Origin of the sequence: Kitasatospora sp. NPDC086791 (genome assembly GCF_040685975.1) — a bacterium.
Lineage (GTDB): Bacteria > Actinomycetota > Actinomycetes > Streptomycetales > Streptomycetaceae > Kitasatospora.
Genome location: NZ_JBFBOC010000042.1, coordinates 30002 through 46773 on the forward strand (window position 1 = coordinate 30002; position 16772 = coordinate 46773).

The 16772-nt window shown below is 68.5% G+C and carries 16 protein-coding genes and 1 pseudogene; 5 read left to right on the forward strand and 12 right to left on the reverse strand.

Translation table 11 applies throughout. The features are described 5' to 3' along the window. The first annotated feature begins 42 nt into the window (after window positions 1–42). Entirely contained in the window at window positions 43–879 is an 837-nt protein-coding gene (locus AB0Q99_RS31580; protein ID WP_363577215.1) for a class E sortase, read from the forward strand. Between the two features lie 121 nt (window positions 880–1000). Here AB0Q99_RS31580 and AB0Q99_RS31585 read toward each other — a convergent pair whose 3' ends face one another. The 3 genes and pseudogenes from AB0Q99_RS31585 to AB0Q99_RS31595 form a co-directional block, all read right to left on the reverse strand. After that, the gene (locus AB0Q99_RS31585) at window positions 1001–1624 is read right to left on the reverse strand and encodes a hypothetical protein (RefSeq protein ID WP_363577247.1); all 624 of its coding nucleotides are present in this window, start codon (window positions 1622–1624) and stop codon (window positions 1001–1003) included. Next, window positions 1587–1850 (reverse strand): annotated as a pseudogene (locus tag AB0Q99_RS31590) (transposase); the annotation flags it as partial. The gene AB0Q99_RS31585 and the pseudogene AB0Q99_RS31590, both read right to left, overlap by 38 nt. Window positions 1851–2078: 228 nt before the next feature. Then, window positions 2079–2468: a hypothetical protein gene (locus AB0Q99_RS31595; RefSeq protein WP_363577217.1), complete on the reverse strand. Its 390-nt coding sequence runs from the start codon at window positions 2466–2468 to the stop codon at window positions 2079–2081. A gap of 734 nt (window positions 2469–3202) precedes the next feature. Between AB0Q99_RS31595 and AB0Q99_RS31600 the strand changes: the two genes are divergently transcribed. Beyond that, on the forward strand, window positions 3203–3583 hold the full coding sequence (locus AB0Q99_RS31600; RefSeq protein WP_363577219.1) for a hypothetical protein: 381 nt from the start codon (window positions 3203–3205) through the stop codon (window positions 3581–3583). A gap of 15 nt (window positions 3584–3598) precedes the next feature. Here AB0Q99_RS31600 and AB0Q99_RS31605 read toward each other — a convergent pair whose 3' ends face one another. Next, complete coding sequence (locus tag AB0Q99_RS31605) at window positions 3599–4204, reverse strand: Imm21 family immunity protein (RefSeq protein WP_363577221.1); 606 nt, start codon at window positions 4202–4204, stop codon at window positions 3599–3601. Window positions 4205–4422: 218 nt separating this feature from the next. Between AB0Q99_RS31605 and AB0Q99_RS31610 the strand changes: the two genes are divergently transcribed. Both AB0Q99_RS31610 and AB0Q99_RS31615 read left to right on the forward strand, forming a co-directional pair. Further along, window positions 4423–4560: a hypothetical protein gene (locus AB0Q99_RS31610; RefSeq protein ID WP_363577223.1), complete on the forward strand. Its 138-nt coding sequence runs from the start codon at window positions 4423–4425 to the stop codon at window positions 4558–4560. A 231-nt stretch (window positions 4561–4791) separates the two neighbouring features. Next, window positions 4792–5997, forward strand: coding sequence for an IS256 family transposase (locus AB0Q99_RS31615; protein WP_363577225.1), 1206 nt, complete (start codon window positions 4792–4794; stop codon window positions 5995–5997). Here AB0Q99_RS31615 and AB0Q99_RS31620 read toward each other — a convergent pair. After that, window positions 5943–6938: a winged helix-turn-helix domain-containing protein gene (locus tag AB0Q99_RS31620; protein WP_363577227.1), complete on the reverse strand. Its 996-nt coding sequence runs from the start codon at window positions 6936–6938 to the stop codon at window positions 5943–5945. The genes AB0Q99_RS31615 and AB0Q99_RS31620 overlap by 55 nt on opposite strands. Window positions 6939–7206: 268 nt before the next feature. Between AB0Q99_RS31620 and AB0Q99_RS31625 the strand changes: the two genes are divergently transcribed. Then, the gene (locus AB0Q99_RS31625; RefSeq protein ID WP_363577229.1) at window positions 7207–7695 is read left to right on the forward strand and encodes a hypothetical protein; all 489 of its coding nucleotides are present in this window, start codon (window positions 7207–7209) and stop codon (window positions 7693–7695) included. A 693-nt stretch (window positions 7696–8388) separates the two neighbouring features. Here the strand turns inward: AB0Q99_RS31625 and AB0Q99_RS31630 are convergent. The 7 genes from AB0Q99_RS31630 to AB0Q99_RS31660 all read right to left on the reverse strand — a co-directional run bounded on the left by AB0Q99_RS31630 (window position 8389) and on the right by AB0Q99_RS31660 (window position 16345). Then, entirely contained in the window at window positions 8389–8877 is a 489-nt protein-coding gene (locus AB0Q99_RS31630) for a GNAT family N-acetyltransferase (protein ID WP_363577231.1), read from the reverse strand. Window positions 8878–8996: 119 nt separating this feature from the next. Beyond that, window positions 8997–9380 carry a GNAT family protein gene (locus AB0Q99_RS31635; RefSeq protein WP_363577233.1) on the reverse strand — a complete coding sequence of 128 codons (384 nt, stop codon included), beginning with the start codon at window positions 9378–9380 and terminating at the stop codon, window positions 8997–8999. Window positions 9381–9600: 220 nt separating this feature from the next. After that, window positions 9601–9747: a hypothetical protein gene (locus tag AB0Q99_RS31640; protein WP_363577235.1), complete on the reverse strand. Its 147-nt coding sequence runs from the start codon at window positions 9745–9747 to the stop codon at window positions 9601–9603. A 543-nt stretch (window positions 9748–10290) separates the two neighbouring features. Beyond that, the gene (locus AB0Q99_RS31645; protein ID WP_363577237.1) at window positions 10291–13626 is read right to left on the reverse strand and encodes a polymorphic toxin-type HINT domain-containing protein; all 3336 of its coding nucleotides are present in this window, start codon (window positions 13624–13626) and stop codon (window positions 10291–10293) included. 22 nt (window positions 13627–13648) lie between these two features. Next, window positions 13649–14653, reverse strand: a complete 1005-nt coding sequence (locus tag AB0Q99_RS31650; RefSeq protein WP_363577239.1) for an IS3 family transposase — start codon at window positions 14651–14653, stop codon at window positions 13649–13651. Window positions 14654–14673: 20 nt separating this feature from the next. Then, complete coding sequence (locus AB0Q99_RS31655) at window positions 14674–15057, reverse strand: hypothetical protein (protein WP_363577241.1); 384 nt, start codon at window positions 15055–15057, stop codon at window positions 14674–14676. A gap of 178 nt (window positions 15058–15235) precedes the next feature. After that, the gene (locus AB0Q99_RS31660) at window positions 15236–16345 is read right to left on the reverse strand and encodes a hypothetical protein (protein WP_363577243.1); all 1110 of its coding nucleotides are present in this window, start codon (window positions 16343–16345) and stop codon (window positions 15236–15238) included. Window positions 16346–16772: the final 427 nt, after the last annotated feature.

The following is a 16772-nucleotide window of genomic DNA, read 5'->3' on the forward strand; positions in this document are numbered from 1 at the left end:
AGCACCGCACGATGCCCGGTGACCGGGCGGAAGGAGACAGGTGTGGACCACGCTGCGTACGGAACGGACCCCGCGGGTGAGGCCCACGACCGCGGAGCACCCGCAGGAGACCCCCGGCCCGGCCCCGGCCGACGCCCCCGCACCCTCACCCCCCGACCCAGCCCGCGCGGCTGCACATCGGCAGCCCTCGGCATCACCGGCGAACTACTCCTCACCCTGGGACTGGTCTTCGCCCTGTTCATCGTCTACTCCCTCTGGTGGACCGGCATCGTGGCCGACACCTCGGCCGCCCAAGCCGCCACCCGACTCCGCCGAACATGGACAGCCGGCCCCACCGACACACCGGGCACCGCGACAGCCGCCGACGGCACCACGAACGACCCGGCGGACCCGGACGGCATCGGCTTCCTCCACATCCCGGCCATGGGACGCGACTTCCAAGTCCTCATCCGCATGGGCACCGACAACGAGACACTCTCGCAAGGCGTGGCAGGCGTCTACGAACGACCCTACCGATCGGCCATGCCCTGGGACGAACACGGGAACTTCGCCCTCGCCGCCCACCGGGACGGCCACGGCGCCAAGTTCCACGACCTCGACGCCCTCACACGCGGCGACGCCATCGTCGTCGAGACCCGGAACAACTGGTACGTCTACCGGGTGGACAGCCTCCTGCCCCAGACCTCCAAGTACGACACCGACATCACCGCCCCCGTCCCCAAGGAATCCGGCTACGGATCCCCCGGGCGGTACATCACACTCACCACCTGCACCCCCGTCTACACCTCCCGGTACCGGATGGCCGTCCGGGGAAGCCTCGCCCGGATCGACCCCATGAACCAGCGCCGCACCCCTCCACCCGAGCTGCGCCACACCTGAGCCGCCCCCACCCGAGCCCGCCCGCCCCGCGAGGGACACACGCCGAGGCGGCCCGGAAACCCACCAGGGGTTCCCGAGCCGCCTCGTGCACGCAGCCGGTTCAGGCGCTCAGCGCCGTCGCTCAGCCCTCCTGACTGCGCCGGCGGTACGCCCGACGCAGGAACAGCGCCAGGCTGCCGAGGCCGAGCAGCCCGCCCGTGGCCGTACCGGCCAGGACGACGTCCGCACCGGTCTCCGCCAGGCTGCCGCCGCTGTGCCCGCCGTTGTGGTGGGTCGCGGGAGCGTTGATCTCAAGACCGGGAGCCTGCGGCTCGGGCTTGAGCCCGCCGTTCGGGAAGCCGTGGTTGCCGGACTCGCCGTGCTCGCCGTTCGGGAGACCGTGGTTGCCGGACTCGCCCTTCGGCGGGTTGTGCTCACCGTGCTCACCCTGGGGCTTGCCCTCCGGGTGATCGCCGTTGCAGCCACCGTGGTCGTGGTCCTCGCACGGCGTGCAGGCCACGATGGTGACCGTGTTGCTGGTGGCGGTGACGGCGCTGCCGTCGGGGCCCTTGCCGGTCACGGTCGCCGTGTCGGTGATCTTCCCGGCCTTCACGTCGGCCTCGGTGGTGACGTAGGTGGCGGTGCAGACGGTGGACGCACCCAGGTCGAGCGTGGTCGCCGGGCAGGTCACCTGCGGGGAGCCGGGGGCCACGTCGGACACCGACAGCGAGGGCCGCCAGCGCGCGACGAAGCCGGGCCGGCTCAAGCCAGCCCCGGTCCAGCGCCGCGTACATCGCACCGTGCCCGCGCCGGTGCTCGGCCGCCAGCGACAACTCCACCAGTGTCCTGACCGGCCCGTCCGTGCACAACAGTGCGTCGGTCAGCTCGAAGAGCACATCCGCTCGCTTGTACAGACACTCGTAGAACTCAACCCGAAAGCGGGACAAGATGCCCAACGCGTCACCTACGGGCGCGTCGACGGGAAGACTCATGGGCAGCGGCCGTTCTCTCGTGCTTCCTGACTCGACATCTCGAAGCGTGGAGAACGGCCGCCTCTGCTGTCCCGGAAAGAACCGCAGATCAGCAGGTCGAGTGACCAGCGAGGTTAAACAACAAGCTGATGAGGGGTTTCTGTCACTTGATCTTGACTGGCGGGTGGGGAGGCAGTGTGGCCGACCTGTGCCCGCCTGCTGTTGCGACTGGTGCGCCGGGCATGGAGGTCAGGGAGTGGTGCTGGGGCTGGGGGTGCTGCCGGCGCCGAAGGTGATGGTCTCCGGCTTGGAATCCCCGTAGCAGCCCGCGTCGAAGCCGGCCCGGTCCAGGCTTGCCTGCTTCGACGGCGACAGTTCGTTCCACTCTGCGGCGCAGGTCTCCGCGGACGGCTGGCGGCCGCGGTGGGTGATGGCCGTGAAAGCGGCGGCGCCAGCGTAGGCGGACTGAACCCAGTCCGCCACCACCGGCGTGGCTGCCACGGAGGGTGACGATGAAACCGGTGCGGACATCGACGGAGCAGGCCGGGTGGCCTCAGGCTGGGCGGATGAACATCCTGCCGACAGGACAGCCAGGCCGATGACGGATATGGATGCGGCGAGCTGTGTGATCTTCTGCATGATGGCAGAGAGTAGCTGACACGTGCCACTTAGTGCGGAGTGGGGCGAGGCATTAGCCGGGACCCACACCCCGCCTGCTGGTCGGTGCGACAGGGCGGTTGCGAGTTGGTGGCCGAACTGCGCAGCCTGGCATCCAATCGCTGGCGGGTCCGCTGGCCTGACGGTCGGACCTTGGCAGTGCATCTCGCCCCGGCGCTGGGCGGTCAAAGTCGCTTGGCAATCGGTCAAGGTCGCCTGTCAGAGGAGTGCGCCACGAAGTACCACACGATCGAGTGGAGGTGAAAGACCTTCTCCGCCGGGCCGTCGCAGCGGTCTGGTGAAGCTGGGGGCAGCCTGATCCGGGGAACGCCGGGGAGGGCGGCAAGCAGCCCCGACAACGGCGGGACGTGCCGGGACTACCGGACGGTGCGGGTCCGTCTAGCGAGGTCAGAAGGTGTAGCGAGAGCGAACCAGTGGTTGAAGCTCCGTAAGCAGGTGGCCGGCTCAAATCTGGTGGATACGGGCCGGTGTGCAGTGCGTGACACGGCCGTCTTCGGGCGGGTGGGTCAACTCCGAAGCCGGATTTCCTGTTCCGGTGGGGAGGCCACGTTGAAAGCCTGCGGCGTAGGCGTGGCGATGCTGCCGGAGTAGAGCTGGGCACCTCCCTGACCGATCGATTGTGTGGTGAACGTGGGGATCCTTTCAGGCTGACCGCCCGGAACGCCTGTCCGGCCAGCACCATCAGAGGAACTGACATGCGGCACCTCACCCCCGCCTTCGCCCTCAGCGCCCTCCAATGCGGGAAGCAGATCGAGCAGTTCCTCGGCGCCATCGAAATCGACGGCCGGCCCGGGCTCCGCTGGATCGTCCTCAGCCCCGGCCGTGCGGGCATCACCATCTACCTGAGCGAGGTCGAAGACGTCGGCACCGACGCCTTCCTCGACATCACCGAGTTCCCGTCCCTGGACCCCGAGGACGAGACCTGGGGGCGGGAAATCGCTGTCCTGCCCACCCCCGAGGAGGCCCTGCATCTGTCCGAGCGTGAACTCGCGGCAGACCCGCAACGCTGGGTCAACGACAGCATCGTCTGCGACGAGTACCAGGACTTCCGGACCGCACGCAGGTCGAACCCGTGAGGACCGGCGCGCGAGTCAAGGAGCCGTTGTCGACTGGCCGTCGACCTGTGGAAGGAGCTGAACCACGCTGATCCAAGGGGAGTCGCCGGTCTCCTGGAACGCGCGGACCCTCCAGCGCTCTGCGGGCAGGTGGACGGGGGCTTGGTCCGGCTCGCCTCTGCCGTCCGGGTATGGCACGCCGAGGTTCTTGCCGGCCTCGGCGGAGTCCATGAGGACCGCCGGTCCGTCGGTCTCCCAGAGACCGCACTCCTCCCACGGCGTCGCCGGGTCGTTCAGCGCCGCTTCGGCAACGGCGAGCAGCTCAGCGTCGGAGTCGGCGGCGAGCCAGCGCATGAAGGCCCTCTGCTCGGGCAGGTAGCAGGTGGTGGCGGGCTCGTCGCCCAGCACCAGCGCGGAGACGTCGCTGCGGCCGCGCAGGCCGATCACCTCGGCCAGGCCCTCGACCGCGCAGGCCCGGTCGTAGTCGTCCGGCTGGTCGCTGTCACCGATGATCACGCCGTCCTCAGTGCAGCCACCCCAGTACTGCAGTGCGGACACCGGGACGACGATCAGAGGACCACCCATGGATTCGACCCAGGTCAGATCGAGGGTCATCCGGACGGCATGTGGATCAGTACTCATGTGCGCAGTGTGCCGCTGATCAGTGACAAGCAGGGAACCTGGGTGAGTACCTGCACGGCGGGCAACGGACCGAACTGAAAGACCCCCATAACTTCACCGCCCGACCCGAGCGCTGGCTGCCCGAGATCGCTGACTGGGTCACCTGGTACTCGGGTCTGGAGGCATTCGTCGACCCTGCCGGAGGTAGGGCCTACTGGACCGCCCGCGGGCCGGCACTCGTGACCAGCACCAAGCTCGGCGCGGCCTGCTACATCGACGACCGTGCCGTTCACCACGCCGGCGACTGGGACGCCACTCTCGTCACTGTCAGCCGAGTGGTCGGCCTCGATCGCGCGGACCTCCCCATTCCGGCCTGATCCACAGCACAACTGAGGGCCTGTCCCCCCGGTGTTGATACCGGGGAGACAGGCCCCTTTGCGCTTTGGGGCTGCGGATGTTGTCCGCGGACAACATCCCTCCGGGCTGTGCTGGCAGTCGGATGGCATCCCGCTGAGTGGTGTGGCAGAGATCTTGGTGCAACCCCTGCTCATGAAGCAGCCATCGCGCAACTCTCCGAGTAGGAAGGCTCGTCGAGTGAGAGGTGCGCGATGGCCTTGTCCCAGTCTCACCTTCTCCGCCTCATGGAGTCACTGCGTACGGCAGACGGAATCGAGTTGATCAGGACCCTGGCCCAGCGGATCCTGCAAGAGCTGATCGAGGCCGAGGCGACCGCTCGGATCGGAGCCGAGCCGGGCGAGCGAACCGAGGCCCGCACCACCTGGCGCAACGGCCACCGCGACAAGACGCTCACCACGCAGGCCGGCGACCTGGACCTGGCCATCCCCAAGGTCCGCACCGGCAGCTTCTTCCCCGGCCTCCTGGAACGCCGGCGCCGCATCGACCGGGCGCTCTACGCGGTCATCATGGAGGCCTACGTCCTGGGGGTGTCCACCCGCTCCGTCGACGACCTCGTCAAGGCCCTCGGCGCGGACACCGGCATCTCCAAGAGCGAGGTCTCCAGGATCTGCGCCGACCTGGACGGCCAGCTCACCGCCTTCCGCACCCGGACGCTGGGCCACACCCGCTTCCCCTACGTCTACCTCGACGCCACCTACTGCAGGGCGCGGGTGAACCACCAGATCGTCTCCCGGGCCGTGGTCGTCGCCACCGGCATCACCGAGGACGGCGGCCGCGAGGTGCTCGGACTCGTGGTCGGGGACAGCGAGACCGAGGTGTTCTGGGCCGAGTTCCTGCGCTCCCTGCGCGAACGCGGCTTGGCCGGCGTCCGGCTGGTCATCGGCGACCACCACAGCGGCCTGGTCAAGGCGATCCGCAAGGTCATGCTCGGCGCCGCCTACCAGCGCTGCCGCGTCCACTTCCTGCGCAACACCTTCGCGATCATTCCGAAGGACGCGGCCGAGACGGTCGCCGCGACGATCCGCACGATCTTCGCCCAGCCGGCCGAGGCCGCAGTCCGGGCCCAGCTGGACACCGTCGCCGAGATGCTCGGCAAGCAGTTCCCCAAGGTCAGCCAGATGCTCCTGGAGGCCAAGGACGACCTCACCGCCTTCGCCGCCTTCCCCGAGCGACACTGGAAGAAGATCCGTGACGAGCTGACTTCACGACTCGTGAACAAAGCCACGGCACCATATCGGCCTGCATCGCCGTCATGGCGCCAGATCCACGGCTCGGAACGGTCCTTCGCGGATCTGCCGCGGAGCGCGACGTGTGGCTTGACGTCCGGCCCGCCGCCCCGGTGTCAGTGGGGGCGAGGGGTGGCCAGGAGGTCGGTGGCGCGGGGGGTCTGCTGGTAGAGGACGTGTTGTCCGATGCGGGTGCGGGTGATCAGTCCGCTGCGGTGCAGGATGCCCAGGTGGTAGGAGACGGTGCTGGTGGAGAGGAAGTGCCGCTCGCCCAACTCCCCGGTGGTGCGGGCGGTGTGCAGGTCGGAGAGCAGGCGCGCCCGGGTCACCCCGAGCAGGGCGTGGACCGACGGCCCGGAGCGGACCTGCGGTCCGGGTCCGCATGGGTAGGCGAACATGGGCTCGCGCGCGGCGGGCCCCGGTATCGAGTCGATGACCACCCGCAGGTCCGTGGTGAACACCGAAGGAGTCAGGACCAGGCCCGCACTGCCGCCGATCCGGCCCTGGAACCGGCTGACCAGACTCAGTCGGTCGTCGCTCCACAGCACCTTGGGATGCAGGGTGGCCAGCATGCCGGACAGGCCGTGGCGGGCGCTGGTCTGGGCCCGGTGGGTGATGTCCTCCTCCATGCGGGTGCGCAGGGCCGTCCACTGCGGGGCGACGGTCCCCTCCCACAGCCGCTGCAACTCCGCCGCCACCCGCTCGGCGAAGTCCTGCTCGCCCCGCTCCAGCGCGTCGCGCAGGACGACGGGGACCACCCGCCCCGCCAGGCGCTCCTCGTCGACCCCCTCGGCCATGACCCGCAACTCCCAGCGCAGACGGGCGCGATCCGCGGTGGCGACCGCGTGCAGCTCCTCCTCCAACCCCGTCTCCGGGGCCTGCGGCTGCGGTGTCAGGAAGTCCGGCACGTAGTCCCACGAACCGCTGAACAGCGAACCCAGCAGCACGAGCTTGCGGTCACGGACGGTCTCCTGGACCCTGCTCCGCCAACCGCCGCCGCACGGCCGCTCGTTGTCGCGCAGGAGACGCAGCGCGCCGATCGCGGTGCTCAGCGGCGAGATCGCGAACCGGGTGTTCGCCAGTACGGCGCGGTCCATGTCGAGGTAGAGCACGACACCCTCCGAGATCAGCCCTCGGCCGTCCGAGCGGCCGACGTCATGAGTGTTCGAACCTGATCGAATCACTCGAGGGCGGCCCCGTCATCCGGTTCCCTTGAGTCGGACCGGGCGGCACGACGCCGATCGCGCCTACCGGCCCCGTCCCTCCCACCAGCCGTCAGCAACCGCCCCGGGCCGCGCACTGGTCCAGGCACCCGGGCCGGTTCTGGCCTGCGCACGGGTGGGCCGAGGAAAACAGCCACCGAACACCAGGAGACAACCCATGATCAGGAAGCGCACCGCCGTCCGCCTCGGCGCCGTCGGGAGGAAGGTCGCCGCTGTCGCACTCGCCGGCGTGGCATTGGTCGGCGTGGCCGGGGCGGGCACGGCCAATGCCACCACCGACGCCGGAACCGGCCTCGGCACCTGCGGACCCGGGCAGGGCGGCGGCCTGAACTCGCCCTGGTACGGCTGGACGCTCACGCCCTGCGTCAACATCGACTCCAGCGGATACCTGTACAGCACCGTCACCGCGTCCGGCGGCCAGACCGACGTGCGCCTCTACACCGGCGTCTACGACAACTGCAACGGTGTCACATACGGCATCAACGGCGACTCAACCCAGAACCACGCCTGGCCGACCTACGGCTACACCGAGAGCTACCACGTGAACCCCCCGTACTGCGCCAAGGGCTACTGGGGCATTGCCCGGCTCACCAACAACGGCCAAGGCTCCCCGTGGGCCTGGTCACAGGGCCTGTACATTTCCTAGCAAAATCGGCGGGGGCGGCGTGTGCCTTCGCCGTCCCCGCCGGAGCCGGCCTCTCGCGGGGAATCTCGCAGGACGGGCGTGGGCTCGGCCATACACTCTGCTGCACCTGCAACAGCTCCATCGGCGGCAAGCACGGCTCCCCCCACCGAACCACGCGAACCGGTGGCGCCACTGCGCGGCGCCACCGGCCGGGAAGAGGAGGAGCGAGGAGGAGGGCGGCCGGAACGGCCGTCCTCCTCCTCGCTCCCGACTCTCGGAGGCGCCGCGCGATGACCGACATCACCCGCCGCGCCCGCCCCGTACCCCGCCGCGGCGGCCCGCCCCGCATGCTGAGCGGGCGCCAGACCGGTGCGGACGGGCCGCGCTGGACCAGGTCCTCGATCCGGGCGGCGCCGGCCGGGACGGCGGCCAGCAGCTCGGCAACGGCCGGGTTCTCCTCGGCGGCCAGCCGCAGATCCGCCACCGCGCCGCGCACCCCGGCGGCCGCCGTGCCGACCAGCACCACCAGCAGCCGCGGGAAGGACCGCCAGCGCCGCTCCCACGCCCGACCCCGGCCGCCCGGGACCGACTGCTCCCACAGGGCGGCGCAGGCCGCCAGCTGCGCCGCGGTCCCCTCCGCGCCGACCCCGGGGCGGTGCCCGATGACGGCTGGGTCGGCCGTCGCATCGCCGATGAACGCCGCGAAATCCAGCGTCATGCCAGGTCCTTGCGCATCATCGTGCATATCGTCTCGTACCGCTGCAGCGAGCCATCCTTGGCCTCCACGTCCCAGGAGTCGAGCTCGCGGCTGAAGGCCCGGTAGCCCAGGCGTTCGTAGAGGGCGCGGGCGCGCAGGTTGCTCTCCTCGACGCCGAGTTCGGCGCGGGTCAGGCCCCGGGCGCTGATCCGCTGCTCGGCGGAGCGGATCAGCAGTGTGCCGATCCCACAGGACTGCAGGGCCGGGTGGACGCCGAGTTGCCAGAGCGTGCCGGCGCCGGGTTTGACCGTGTAGTCGATGCCGCCGACCGCCACCGGGAGCCCGACCGGCGTGCAGACGGCCAGGTAGTCGATCTCGCCCGCCTCGGCGCGGCGGATCTGGTGGACGAGTTCGCGCACGTGCTTGGGGGAGCCGGCCCAGCCGCAGAACGGCAGGTCCGCGTCGGTAAGGCCACGCACCGACAGGTGCAGTCTGATCTCGGTCATCGCCGCATCCCTTCGACTCCGACAGCGGCCGTCTGCCATTTCAGCAAGCCGGTCCCCGTGCCGTCCAAGGGGTTTCGGCTCAGGGCCGTGTGTCCCGAGCCGGTTCCCCCCGCTTGCTGTCAGTGGTCAGTACCATGGGCTGGTTCGCGGGGCAGGTTGCGGACGTACCAGTCGAACCGGTTGCCGTCCGCGTCCAGGACTTGCTTGACGTAGGTGAAGCCCGCCCTGAGGGCGACCGCGGCCGAGCCTGGGTTCTCCGGAGCCACCTGGATCACCGCCTGATCTGCTCCTTCGCCTGCCGCGTATCGGCAGACCAGGAGGACCGCGCGGGTCGCCAGACCCCGTCCACGCCAGGCGGGGTAGAGCCCGTAGGCGATGTTCACCTGCCCAGCGGCAAGGCCGGCCATCTCGAACCGGAGGTCGATCGTTCCTGCGAGGGTCTGCTCGGCGCCCACTCGGATTCCGAAGGCACACAACGGTCCCTTGGTGGCCCACTGTTCCATGCAGTGGCGGATGTATGTCTCGGTGCCGGCCCGAGTGCCCGGCCCCCGTTCAGCCAGCGCGCCAAGAGGTCGTCCTCGCCGGCCAGGTGGGCGTTGACGTCGGCCGGGCTCAGGGGCGACAGGGTGAGATCGCCGACGGTCAGCTTCAGATCACGCATCCGCCGACTCTCGGTCCTTCCACGGTGGCCAGGCAATCCAATTTCCAGGTTGTGCCACCGATTCAACCGTCGACGTGGGTCGGGTGCGCTGGTGGTGCGGAGTTGCTCGGGCGGTGCTGGGCGAACAGGCCGGGTTCGGGCTCGGTGAGGACGCCGAGGCTGACCAGGCGCTTGAGCTTGTGCCGGGTGCTCTCGATGTTCTTCGGCATGAGGGCGAGGTCGAGGCGCTCGCCCAGGTCGCGGGCGCGGTCCGCGTTCGTCTTGCCGGACGTGTCGAGTGGGTGATGGATGACAGCCGTGGAGGCGGGCGGCTGTCAGTCGGTTTGGGAGGGGCGGTGGACTTGCCGAACGGCCCGTCGGACTGACCGGCGGGCCGTTCGGCGTGCGGGGCGCCGTTAGTCGTCCTGCACCACGTTCCAGGAATCATCCTCTTTATTGCGGAGCGCCCAGTATCCCTTTCTCAGGCCAGGCACTGTCGCGGCTAGTTCCGACCTGCCGGGAACGTGTTCGAAATGAATCAGGACGGGACCTTCGGGGCCGGATTTGTCGTCTTCGGAGAAGAACTGCCATGACCCGTCCCTATCCCTGCAGACGCTGACCACTTCTCTTCCGCGCGACACGGAAACTGATACGTATACCTTCCGTTTCGCTTCTACCTGGCTCAAGCTTTCCACTTCCAGCCGGGCGTGGCGACTCAATAGGAACCTCATCTTATTCCTCCAAGGCATAGCCGCGTTCGGCCGCTGGGGCTGCTAGTGGTTGCTCTTCGTGCGGTTGCAGACCCTGCAGAGTAGTTCACCATTGCACCTGCCACAGCCTACGCCGCCCTTGGACTTGGGATATACGTGGTCCACCTGCCCTTCGTTCCTGGGCGGAGTGACTCCCTTCTGGGACTTCTTGGGCTTCTTGACGACAATCCTGCATGCCTCGCATCGGTTGAAACCCGCGTACTTCAGCTTATTGGCTGCCCAGACCTTGAGCTTCTGGGCGCGGGTGAATTTCGAATGCGGGGGTCGGTTGTGGGGACAGGTCACTCCATCGTTGTGCGTCAGAACCTCGTCGTCGCCGCTCAGCACGGTGAAGGTGTGGAGGTCACCGACGGTGAGGTTGTAGACGAGCTCGTCAGTTCGGGGACCGTAGTCAACGCGAACGGTGACCGTGGTGCGAACACCTTCGGGGGAGACGAGGAGATCTCCCGGTTCCACCTGTGCGGCGGGGGTCCACCCGCGTCCCTCGACCCAGAGCGGGTGCTCATCGGTGACCACCAGCCCTGGCGCGCCGGGGGTGCTGCCGGTTCCGATCCCGATGAGGTGCTTGGTTCCGTACCCGACGATGACATCGAGAACGGGTTCGGCCAAGGATTCGCCTGTGGTCGGGTCGCTCGCGACGACTCGGTCGCCGATCTCGATATCGGAGATCGGACGGTAGCTTCCGTCGGCGAGGAGCACAGGCGTGTCGGGCGCGAAGGAATTGCACTTGGCGAAGACCCGCTTCGCCGCAGTTGCGGTACTGCGGTAGGCGGTCCTGGCCGCCGATGCCGCTCGTTCGACCCGGGTAGCAGCCCTGGTGGCTCTGACCGCCGTGACGGCGGCCTTGACTACTGGTCCGGCGCCCACGGTCGCAGCGACGGCGGTGACCGCCATCTCGGCTGCCTTCTCCCAGTTGCCGGTCGCCGCGTAGGAGACGGCTGAGACGGTGGCGGCGATGGCTCCGATCGGGCCGGGGATGACCGATGCGACTTCTGCCACCTTGGCGACGACTTCGACCGTCTTCTTGAGCCACTTGGGCATGCCCCAGTTGCCGTCGAGGTCGGTGCAGTTGATCGGGTCGCCGGTGCAGTAGTCGTACGGCCCGGCGTTGCCGCCCGGAACGGGATCGACCTGGAGGAAGCGGCCGAGGGCCGGGCTGTAGAGGCGGGCACCCATGAGGATGTCGCCGTCTTGGGCCTCGGCGGAGCGCTGCTTGCCGCCGAGCCAGCCGTAGCGGACCTGAGCCTGGCCGTCCTGGGGTATGCCGAACTCGTCGAAGTCCAGCACGGCAGGCTTGGTCAACGCGGTGTCGGTGGTGACCACTACCGAGCCGAACAAGTTCGTCAGCTGCAGCTGGACGTCGCCGGTCCTGCTGGTCGTGGCGACGAGGTCCCCGTCGGGCCCGGAGACGTTCCGTGTCACGGCTCCCTGGGTGGTGTCCTCGACCGCCCAACGGACCTCGTCCGAATCGTCCCCGTAATGGTTCAGCTTTGAGGTGGCGTTGGCCCAGGTGCCATCTGCCTGCTTCTTGCTGGTTGTGAACGCCGTCAGGCGGTGGGCGGCGTCGACGGCCCACTCCTGCTTGGTGTCCCCCTTCTCCTGGGCGGCGACGCGGTCGTTGGCCCAGTAGGTGTTGGTCGCGCCGGTGGCGGTCTTCACCGTGCGTCCGAAGGCGTCGTAGACGTATCCGGCGTCGGTGAGCCGGTCGGCGTTGTCGTAGGTGTGGTTCTCCGCTGTCGCCCCGGCCGTACTGCACTCGCCGGCCGATCCGCGTGGGGAGGTCTGCTTGGACAGGCGGTTGGAGTGGGCGTCGAAGGCGTACTGGCGGGTGACGCAGCCGGTGCTGACCGTGGTCTGCTCGGCCTTCACCAGTCGGCCGAGCCGGTCGTACTGGTAGGACGGGTAGGAGCGGGTGGCGGTGGAACTGGTGTCCTTGGCCACCTGGCCCTGGGTGGAGATGTCAGTCGTCTGGGCCCAGATCACCATGCTGTCGGAACTGCGGGTGTAGCTGCGACTGGTGGCCTCGCCGACTGCGTTGTAGGTGTCCTTGCGGACGATGCCGCCGGGGTAGGTCTGCTCGACGAGCTGGCCGTCCGGGCCGTACTTGGCGGCGAACTCTCCGCCCACGCTGTCGCTGATCGAGGTGACCAGGCCACGCGGTTCCTTCGCGCGGTCGTAGGTGTAGGCGGTGGACCCGGTGGGGTCGCTCACCTTCACGGGCTTGCCGAACCTGTCGAACTCCGTGGTGGTGGTTGCGCCGTCGGCGTCCGTGTAGGAGATCAGCCGGCCCAGCGAGTCCATGATCTTGGTCAGGGACTTGCCATCGGCGGTGGTTTTCACCGCGTCGCCGGTAGCCGGGTCGTATTCGGTAGTGACCTTCGGGAGCGGCTTGCCTTCATCCGAGGTGATCTCGGTCGAGACGATCCGATCCAGGCTGTCGTAGGTGGTGACGGTCTTGCGAGATTTGCCCGCGTTGGTCTCGGTCGTCTCCTCGGGTTCGTTGAAAGGCGAGTAGCGGGTGATCCGCTTCACGGGCAGTGTCGTGGGCATCCGCGTGGCGTCCGCTCCGGTTACTGCCCCGCCCGGCATGGTGACGCAGGGCAGGCCGGCCCACTCGGGCCGGTTGCCGCAAGCGGCGTCATCCGGGTTGGACGTGGCCGTGTAGAACACGGACTTGACCGTGCCGGCGTCGTTGCCGTTCGAACCCGGCTTGCGGGATTCCAGGGCGTGTCCGGAGGTGTCGTACTTGACGTACGCGGTCAGCTTGGCGCCGAGGGCGTCGGTGGTGACGGAGGTTGCCGTCTTCAGTGTCCAGCCGGAGGTGCCGCCGATCGGCGCGTCGTACCCGTGCTTGGTGACGCGCAGTTCGACGTCGTCGGCGTAGCCGTCGATGCGGGCGCCGTCGGTGGCGGTGGTGACCAGGTGGTAGGCCTGGCCGTCGGGCTTCCCTTCGTCGTAGGTGTTGGTGTTGTGGTCCCGCGCGACGACCGAAGTGCCTGCTGGGAGAGTGGGGTTGACAGTCGTCTTGGTCAGGGTGACGGTGTCGATGCCCGCGTGGAAGCGCTCACCGCCGCTGGCGGTGTTGGTGCCGGTGACCGTGAGCTTGAGCTCGTGATCCCCGCGCACCAGGTGCACCGACTCGCCGACCGTGAACGGGACGACGCTGGGCGTGGCGGTGTAGGTGTCGATCGGTTGGCCGACGTTCTTGCCGTCGATCGCCCAGTGGATGATCCCGTGGTCGGTGTACTTGGTCAGCTGGCCGGAGAGGATGTAGTCACCCTCCTCGGGCACGCTGACCCGCAGGCTGTCGAACGCTCCGGCCGAGGCGGAAGATTTCAAGTCCAGTGAGACGGTCGTGACGCTATGAGGTTTGTGGTGTGGGTTCCCTGCGTTTGGCGGGGTCGTTGATCCACGCCGCTTTCGGGATTTCGGGTGGTCTGGGGCGGCGGCCGAAGCGTTCGGGGTGGCGCGAGTAGGCCTCGGCGAGGGTGGCGGCCCGCTGGTCACGGATCTCCTCCGCGGTGCCGAAGTGGACGCTGGCGGGCGTGTGGAGTCCGATGCCCGAGTGCCTGTGCTCGTGGTTGTAGTACGAGATGAAGGCGTCGAACCATTCGCGGGCGTGGGCCAGGGAGTCGAACCGCTCGGGGTAGTCGGACATGTACTTGGTGGTCTTGAACTGGGCCTCGCTGTAGGGGTTGTCGTTGGAGACCTTGGGGCGCGAGTGGCTCCTGGTGACGCCGAGGTCGATCAGCAGTTGGGAGACCTTCTTGCTCGTCATGGAGGTGCCGCGGTCGGCGTGCACGGTTTCGGGGACGATGCCGTTGCGCGCGATGGTCTCGCGGATCAACTCCTCTGCCCGTACGGCTGATTCGGCCGCCTCGACGGTGTGGCCGACGATGTAGCGGCTGAAGATGTCGATGATGACGTAGGCGTGGTACCAGATGCCCTTGCTGGGGCCGGCTGCTTTGGTGATGTCCCAGGTGAACACCTGGGAGGGGCCGTCGGCGACCAGTTCGGGCACCGTCTTGGCCGGGTGGGTGGCCTGGCGGCGGCGCTCACCGGACTGCCCGCGCTCACGCAGGATCCGGTACATCGTGGAGACCGAGCAGTGGTAGCGCCCGGTGTCCAGCTCGCGGGCCCAGATCTGCGCGGGTGGCAGTTCGGCGTACTCGGGGCTGTTCATCAACTCCAGTACCGCATCTCGCTCTTCGGCTGTCAGGGCCGACGGCTGGACCTGCGGGGACCTGGGCCCGCGCGGGGGCGGCGGTTTCAGCCTGCGGTAGTGGGTGGCCCGGGAGCGGCCGGTCAGCCGGCACGCGGCCGTGGTGCCCGGCGCGTGTTCGACGGCGGTGAAGGCTTCGTCCACGACGGGGTCGGCGGCGTGCGTCAGTCCGCGCTCTCGGAGATCATTTCCAAGAGCGCCGACGCTTTTCCCAGGACCTCCAGCGCGGCCTTGTTCCGGGCGAGTTCCTTCTCCAGCCGTTCCACCTGTCGGCGCAGTTTCTCGTTCTCGACCTCGGCGGCGGACTTCTTCGGGCGGGCCGGGCTCGTGCGCCGGTCGACCAGGTTTTCCAGGGCCCCGGCATCGCGCGCGGCCCGCCACTCGGTGACGTGCGAGTGGTACAGGCGCTCGCGGCGCAGGACCGCACCCTTCTCGCCCTCGGGCGCGGCGTCGTACTCGGCGACGATCCGCAGCTTGTACTCGGGGGTGAACGTGCGGCGTTTCGGCTTGGGGGCTGGGTTGGCAGCGGACGGATTGGTGCTGGTCATCAGGGGTGGAACTCCTACTACTCGGGCCCTCTCAGGCTAACCCGACAAAACGGGATGTCTCACCCAAGGCTGACAGAGAGGGGCCCAAAGTGGGTCACGGTTCAGCCGCCGCCGACAACAGCAGATGTTCACCACTTCGGGAGGCGCGAGAGTCTGGTGCTGTTCGATTGCCGGACGGCTAGAAGAGGCCAGCCGAGGTGCTCTGCGTGAGGTTCTCGAGGATCGTGCGCAGCCACGGGCTGCGCACGGCTGGTAGCCGGACCAAGGTGTGTTGGAACGTTCCCCGGTCGGCCCGGAACAGGTGGTTGGGCAGCAGCGGAAGCGGGTAGTCGCGAAGGACGTCTTGGGCTATGCGGCCCGACGCGGGAACCGGCAAGTTCGGTTCGGGAGAGACCAGCCACAGCCACACCCCCAGCGGCAGAGGCACCAGGTATGCCGATGTGGTCGGGTCTGCAGGGGTCCAGGTCCGGCCCGTCGTCGGATGGACGGGGACGAGGAGGATGTCGACGCCCGCGTCCGGGGAGGGCTGTCCCGGCCCGGCCAGGACGGCATGCCGCTGCCGGGTGCCTGCCGGAAGCAAGGCGTCGAGCGTGCGTTGGAACACGTCCGCGGTCAGGCCGTTCGGAACCTTCACCCGCTGCCCCTTGGAGGCAATCAGAAGGTGGGCGAGCGCCTGGCCGGCTGCCGCCTCCCACTGCGGACTCCACGACCAGTAGTGGTTCGGCCCCAGCCGTCCTCCTCCCCACGTGGCGATCGGCTCGAACGGGGGCGTTTTCTCCCCCTTCTCTGCCAACTCCGCCCAGGACAGGGGTACGGCGTGGATGCCGTCTACGGGGACGCGGTGCACGACGTCTGAGCCGAGTCTCACCATCTGCCAGAGCGAGCAATCGTCGACCCTGGTCGCCACGGGGAGGTCGCATACCTCGCAGGCCATGTTGGGCCCGTCGGCCCCGTCGAGGCCACAGCAGGCACCGCCACGCTTCTCGGGAATCAATCGGGTTCCACGGATATCACCGGGCGCAATGACACTGGCCCCGGGGGTGCCGTCGGACAGGGCACGGACTGGCGCGTAGATGCCGCGTGCCTCAGCCTCGCTCGGATCAATCTCGTCCCACAGCCGCCACGGCCCTCCCCAAGGGTCCGGGTCCACGGCAAACGTCCCGGATTCCATGAGCACCGGAAGCTGGGCCCCGTTCCCGTACTGCTGACGGGCGTGTACCGGCAGTGAGACCTGGGACAGCGGGACGGTCAGCTCGGCGCCGCACCCCGCACACACGAAAACGAACAAACTTCCTCCGCCTGGGAAACAGACGCATCGTCGCAGCTCGCCGGCGGGCGGCCAACATGTTTTCTCATCTGCTGTGGGAACGGCACCTGTCGCCGTCGCGGAGTGTCAACGCAGCGCGAGCAGATGTCAGCCGCCGCAGACCCCGGCAAGCAAGCGACTCACTCGGTGTTCGAATTCCCGGTGCGCTGAGGTGCCTCCCGAAGTGGTGAACATCTGCTGTCCATTCTCGTGAACAAAGCCAGACGAGTCTCAGCGAAGTTTGACCGTTCGGGATTCGTCTCACTGCGCGGCACTAGGCTGACGGGTGTGGACGACTTCCCCGACAACGACACCGGGCCTTCCCCCGCGGAAGTGGACACGCGTTCGGGGTTGTCATGCGGCTAGCGTGAGCCTAGCGGACTCCTGTCGGTGCCGGCGTTCGAAGTCC

Excerpts from the sequence above, each read along its gene's own strand:
- AB0Q99_RS31595 (WP_363577217.1), bottom strand. The coding sequence starts at position 2,468 with ATGCAGAAGATCACACAGCTCGCCGCATCCATATCCGTCATCGGCCTG.
- AB0Q99_RS31600 (WP_363577219.1), top strand. The coding sequence starts at position 3,203 with ATGCGGCACCTCACCCCCGCCTTCGCCCTCAGCGCCCTCCAATGCGGG.
- AB0Q99_RS31605 (WP_363577221.1), bottom strand. The coding sequence starts at position 4,204 with ATGAGTACTGATCCACATGCCGTCCGGATGACCCTCGATCTGACCTGG.
- AB0Q99_RS31615 (WP_363577225.1), top strand. The coding sequence starts at position 4,792 with ATGGCCTTGTCCCAGTCTCACCTTCTCCGCCTCATGGAGTCACTGCGT.
- AB0Q99_RS31625 (WP_363577229.1), top strand. The coding sequence starts at position 7,207 with ATGATCAGGAAGCGCACCGCCGTCCGCCTCGGCGCCGTCGGGAGGAAG.
- AB0Q99_RS31630 (WP_363577231.1), bottom strand. The coding sequence starts at position 8,877 with ATGACCGAGATCAGACTGCACCTGTCGGTGCGTGGCCTTACCGACGCG.
- AB0Q99_RS31635 (WP_363577233.1), bottom strand. The coding sequence starts at position 9,380 with ATGGAACAGTGGGCCACCAAGGGACCGTTGTGTGCCTTCGGAATCCGA.
- AB0Q99_RS31640 (WP_363577235.1), bottom strand. The coding sequence starts at position 9,747 with ATGCCGAAGAACATCGAGAGCACCCGGCACAAGCTCAAGCGCCTGGTC.
- AB0Q99_RS31655 (WP_363577241.1), bottom strand. The coding sequence starts at position 15,057 with ATGACCAGCACCAATCCGTCCGCTGCCAACCCAGCCCCCAAGCCGAAA.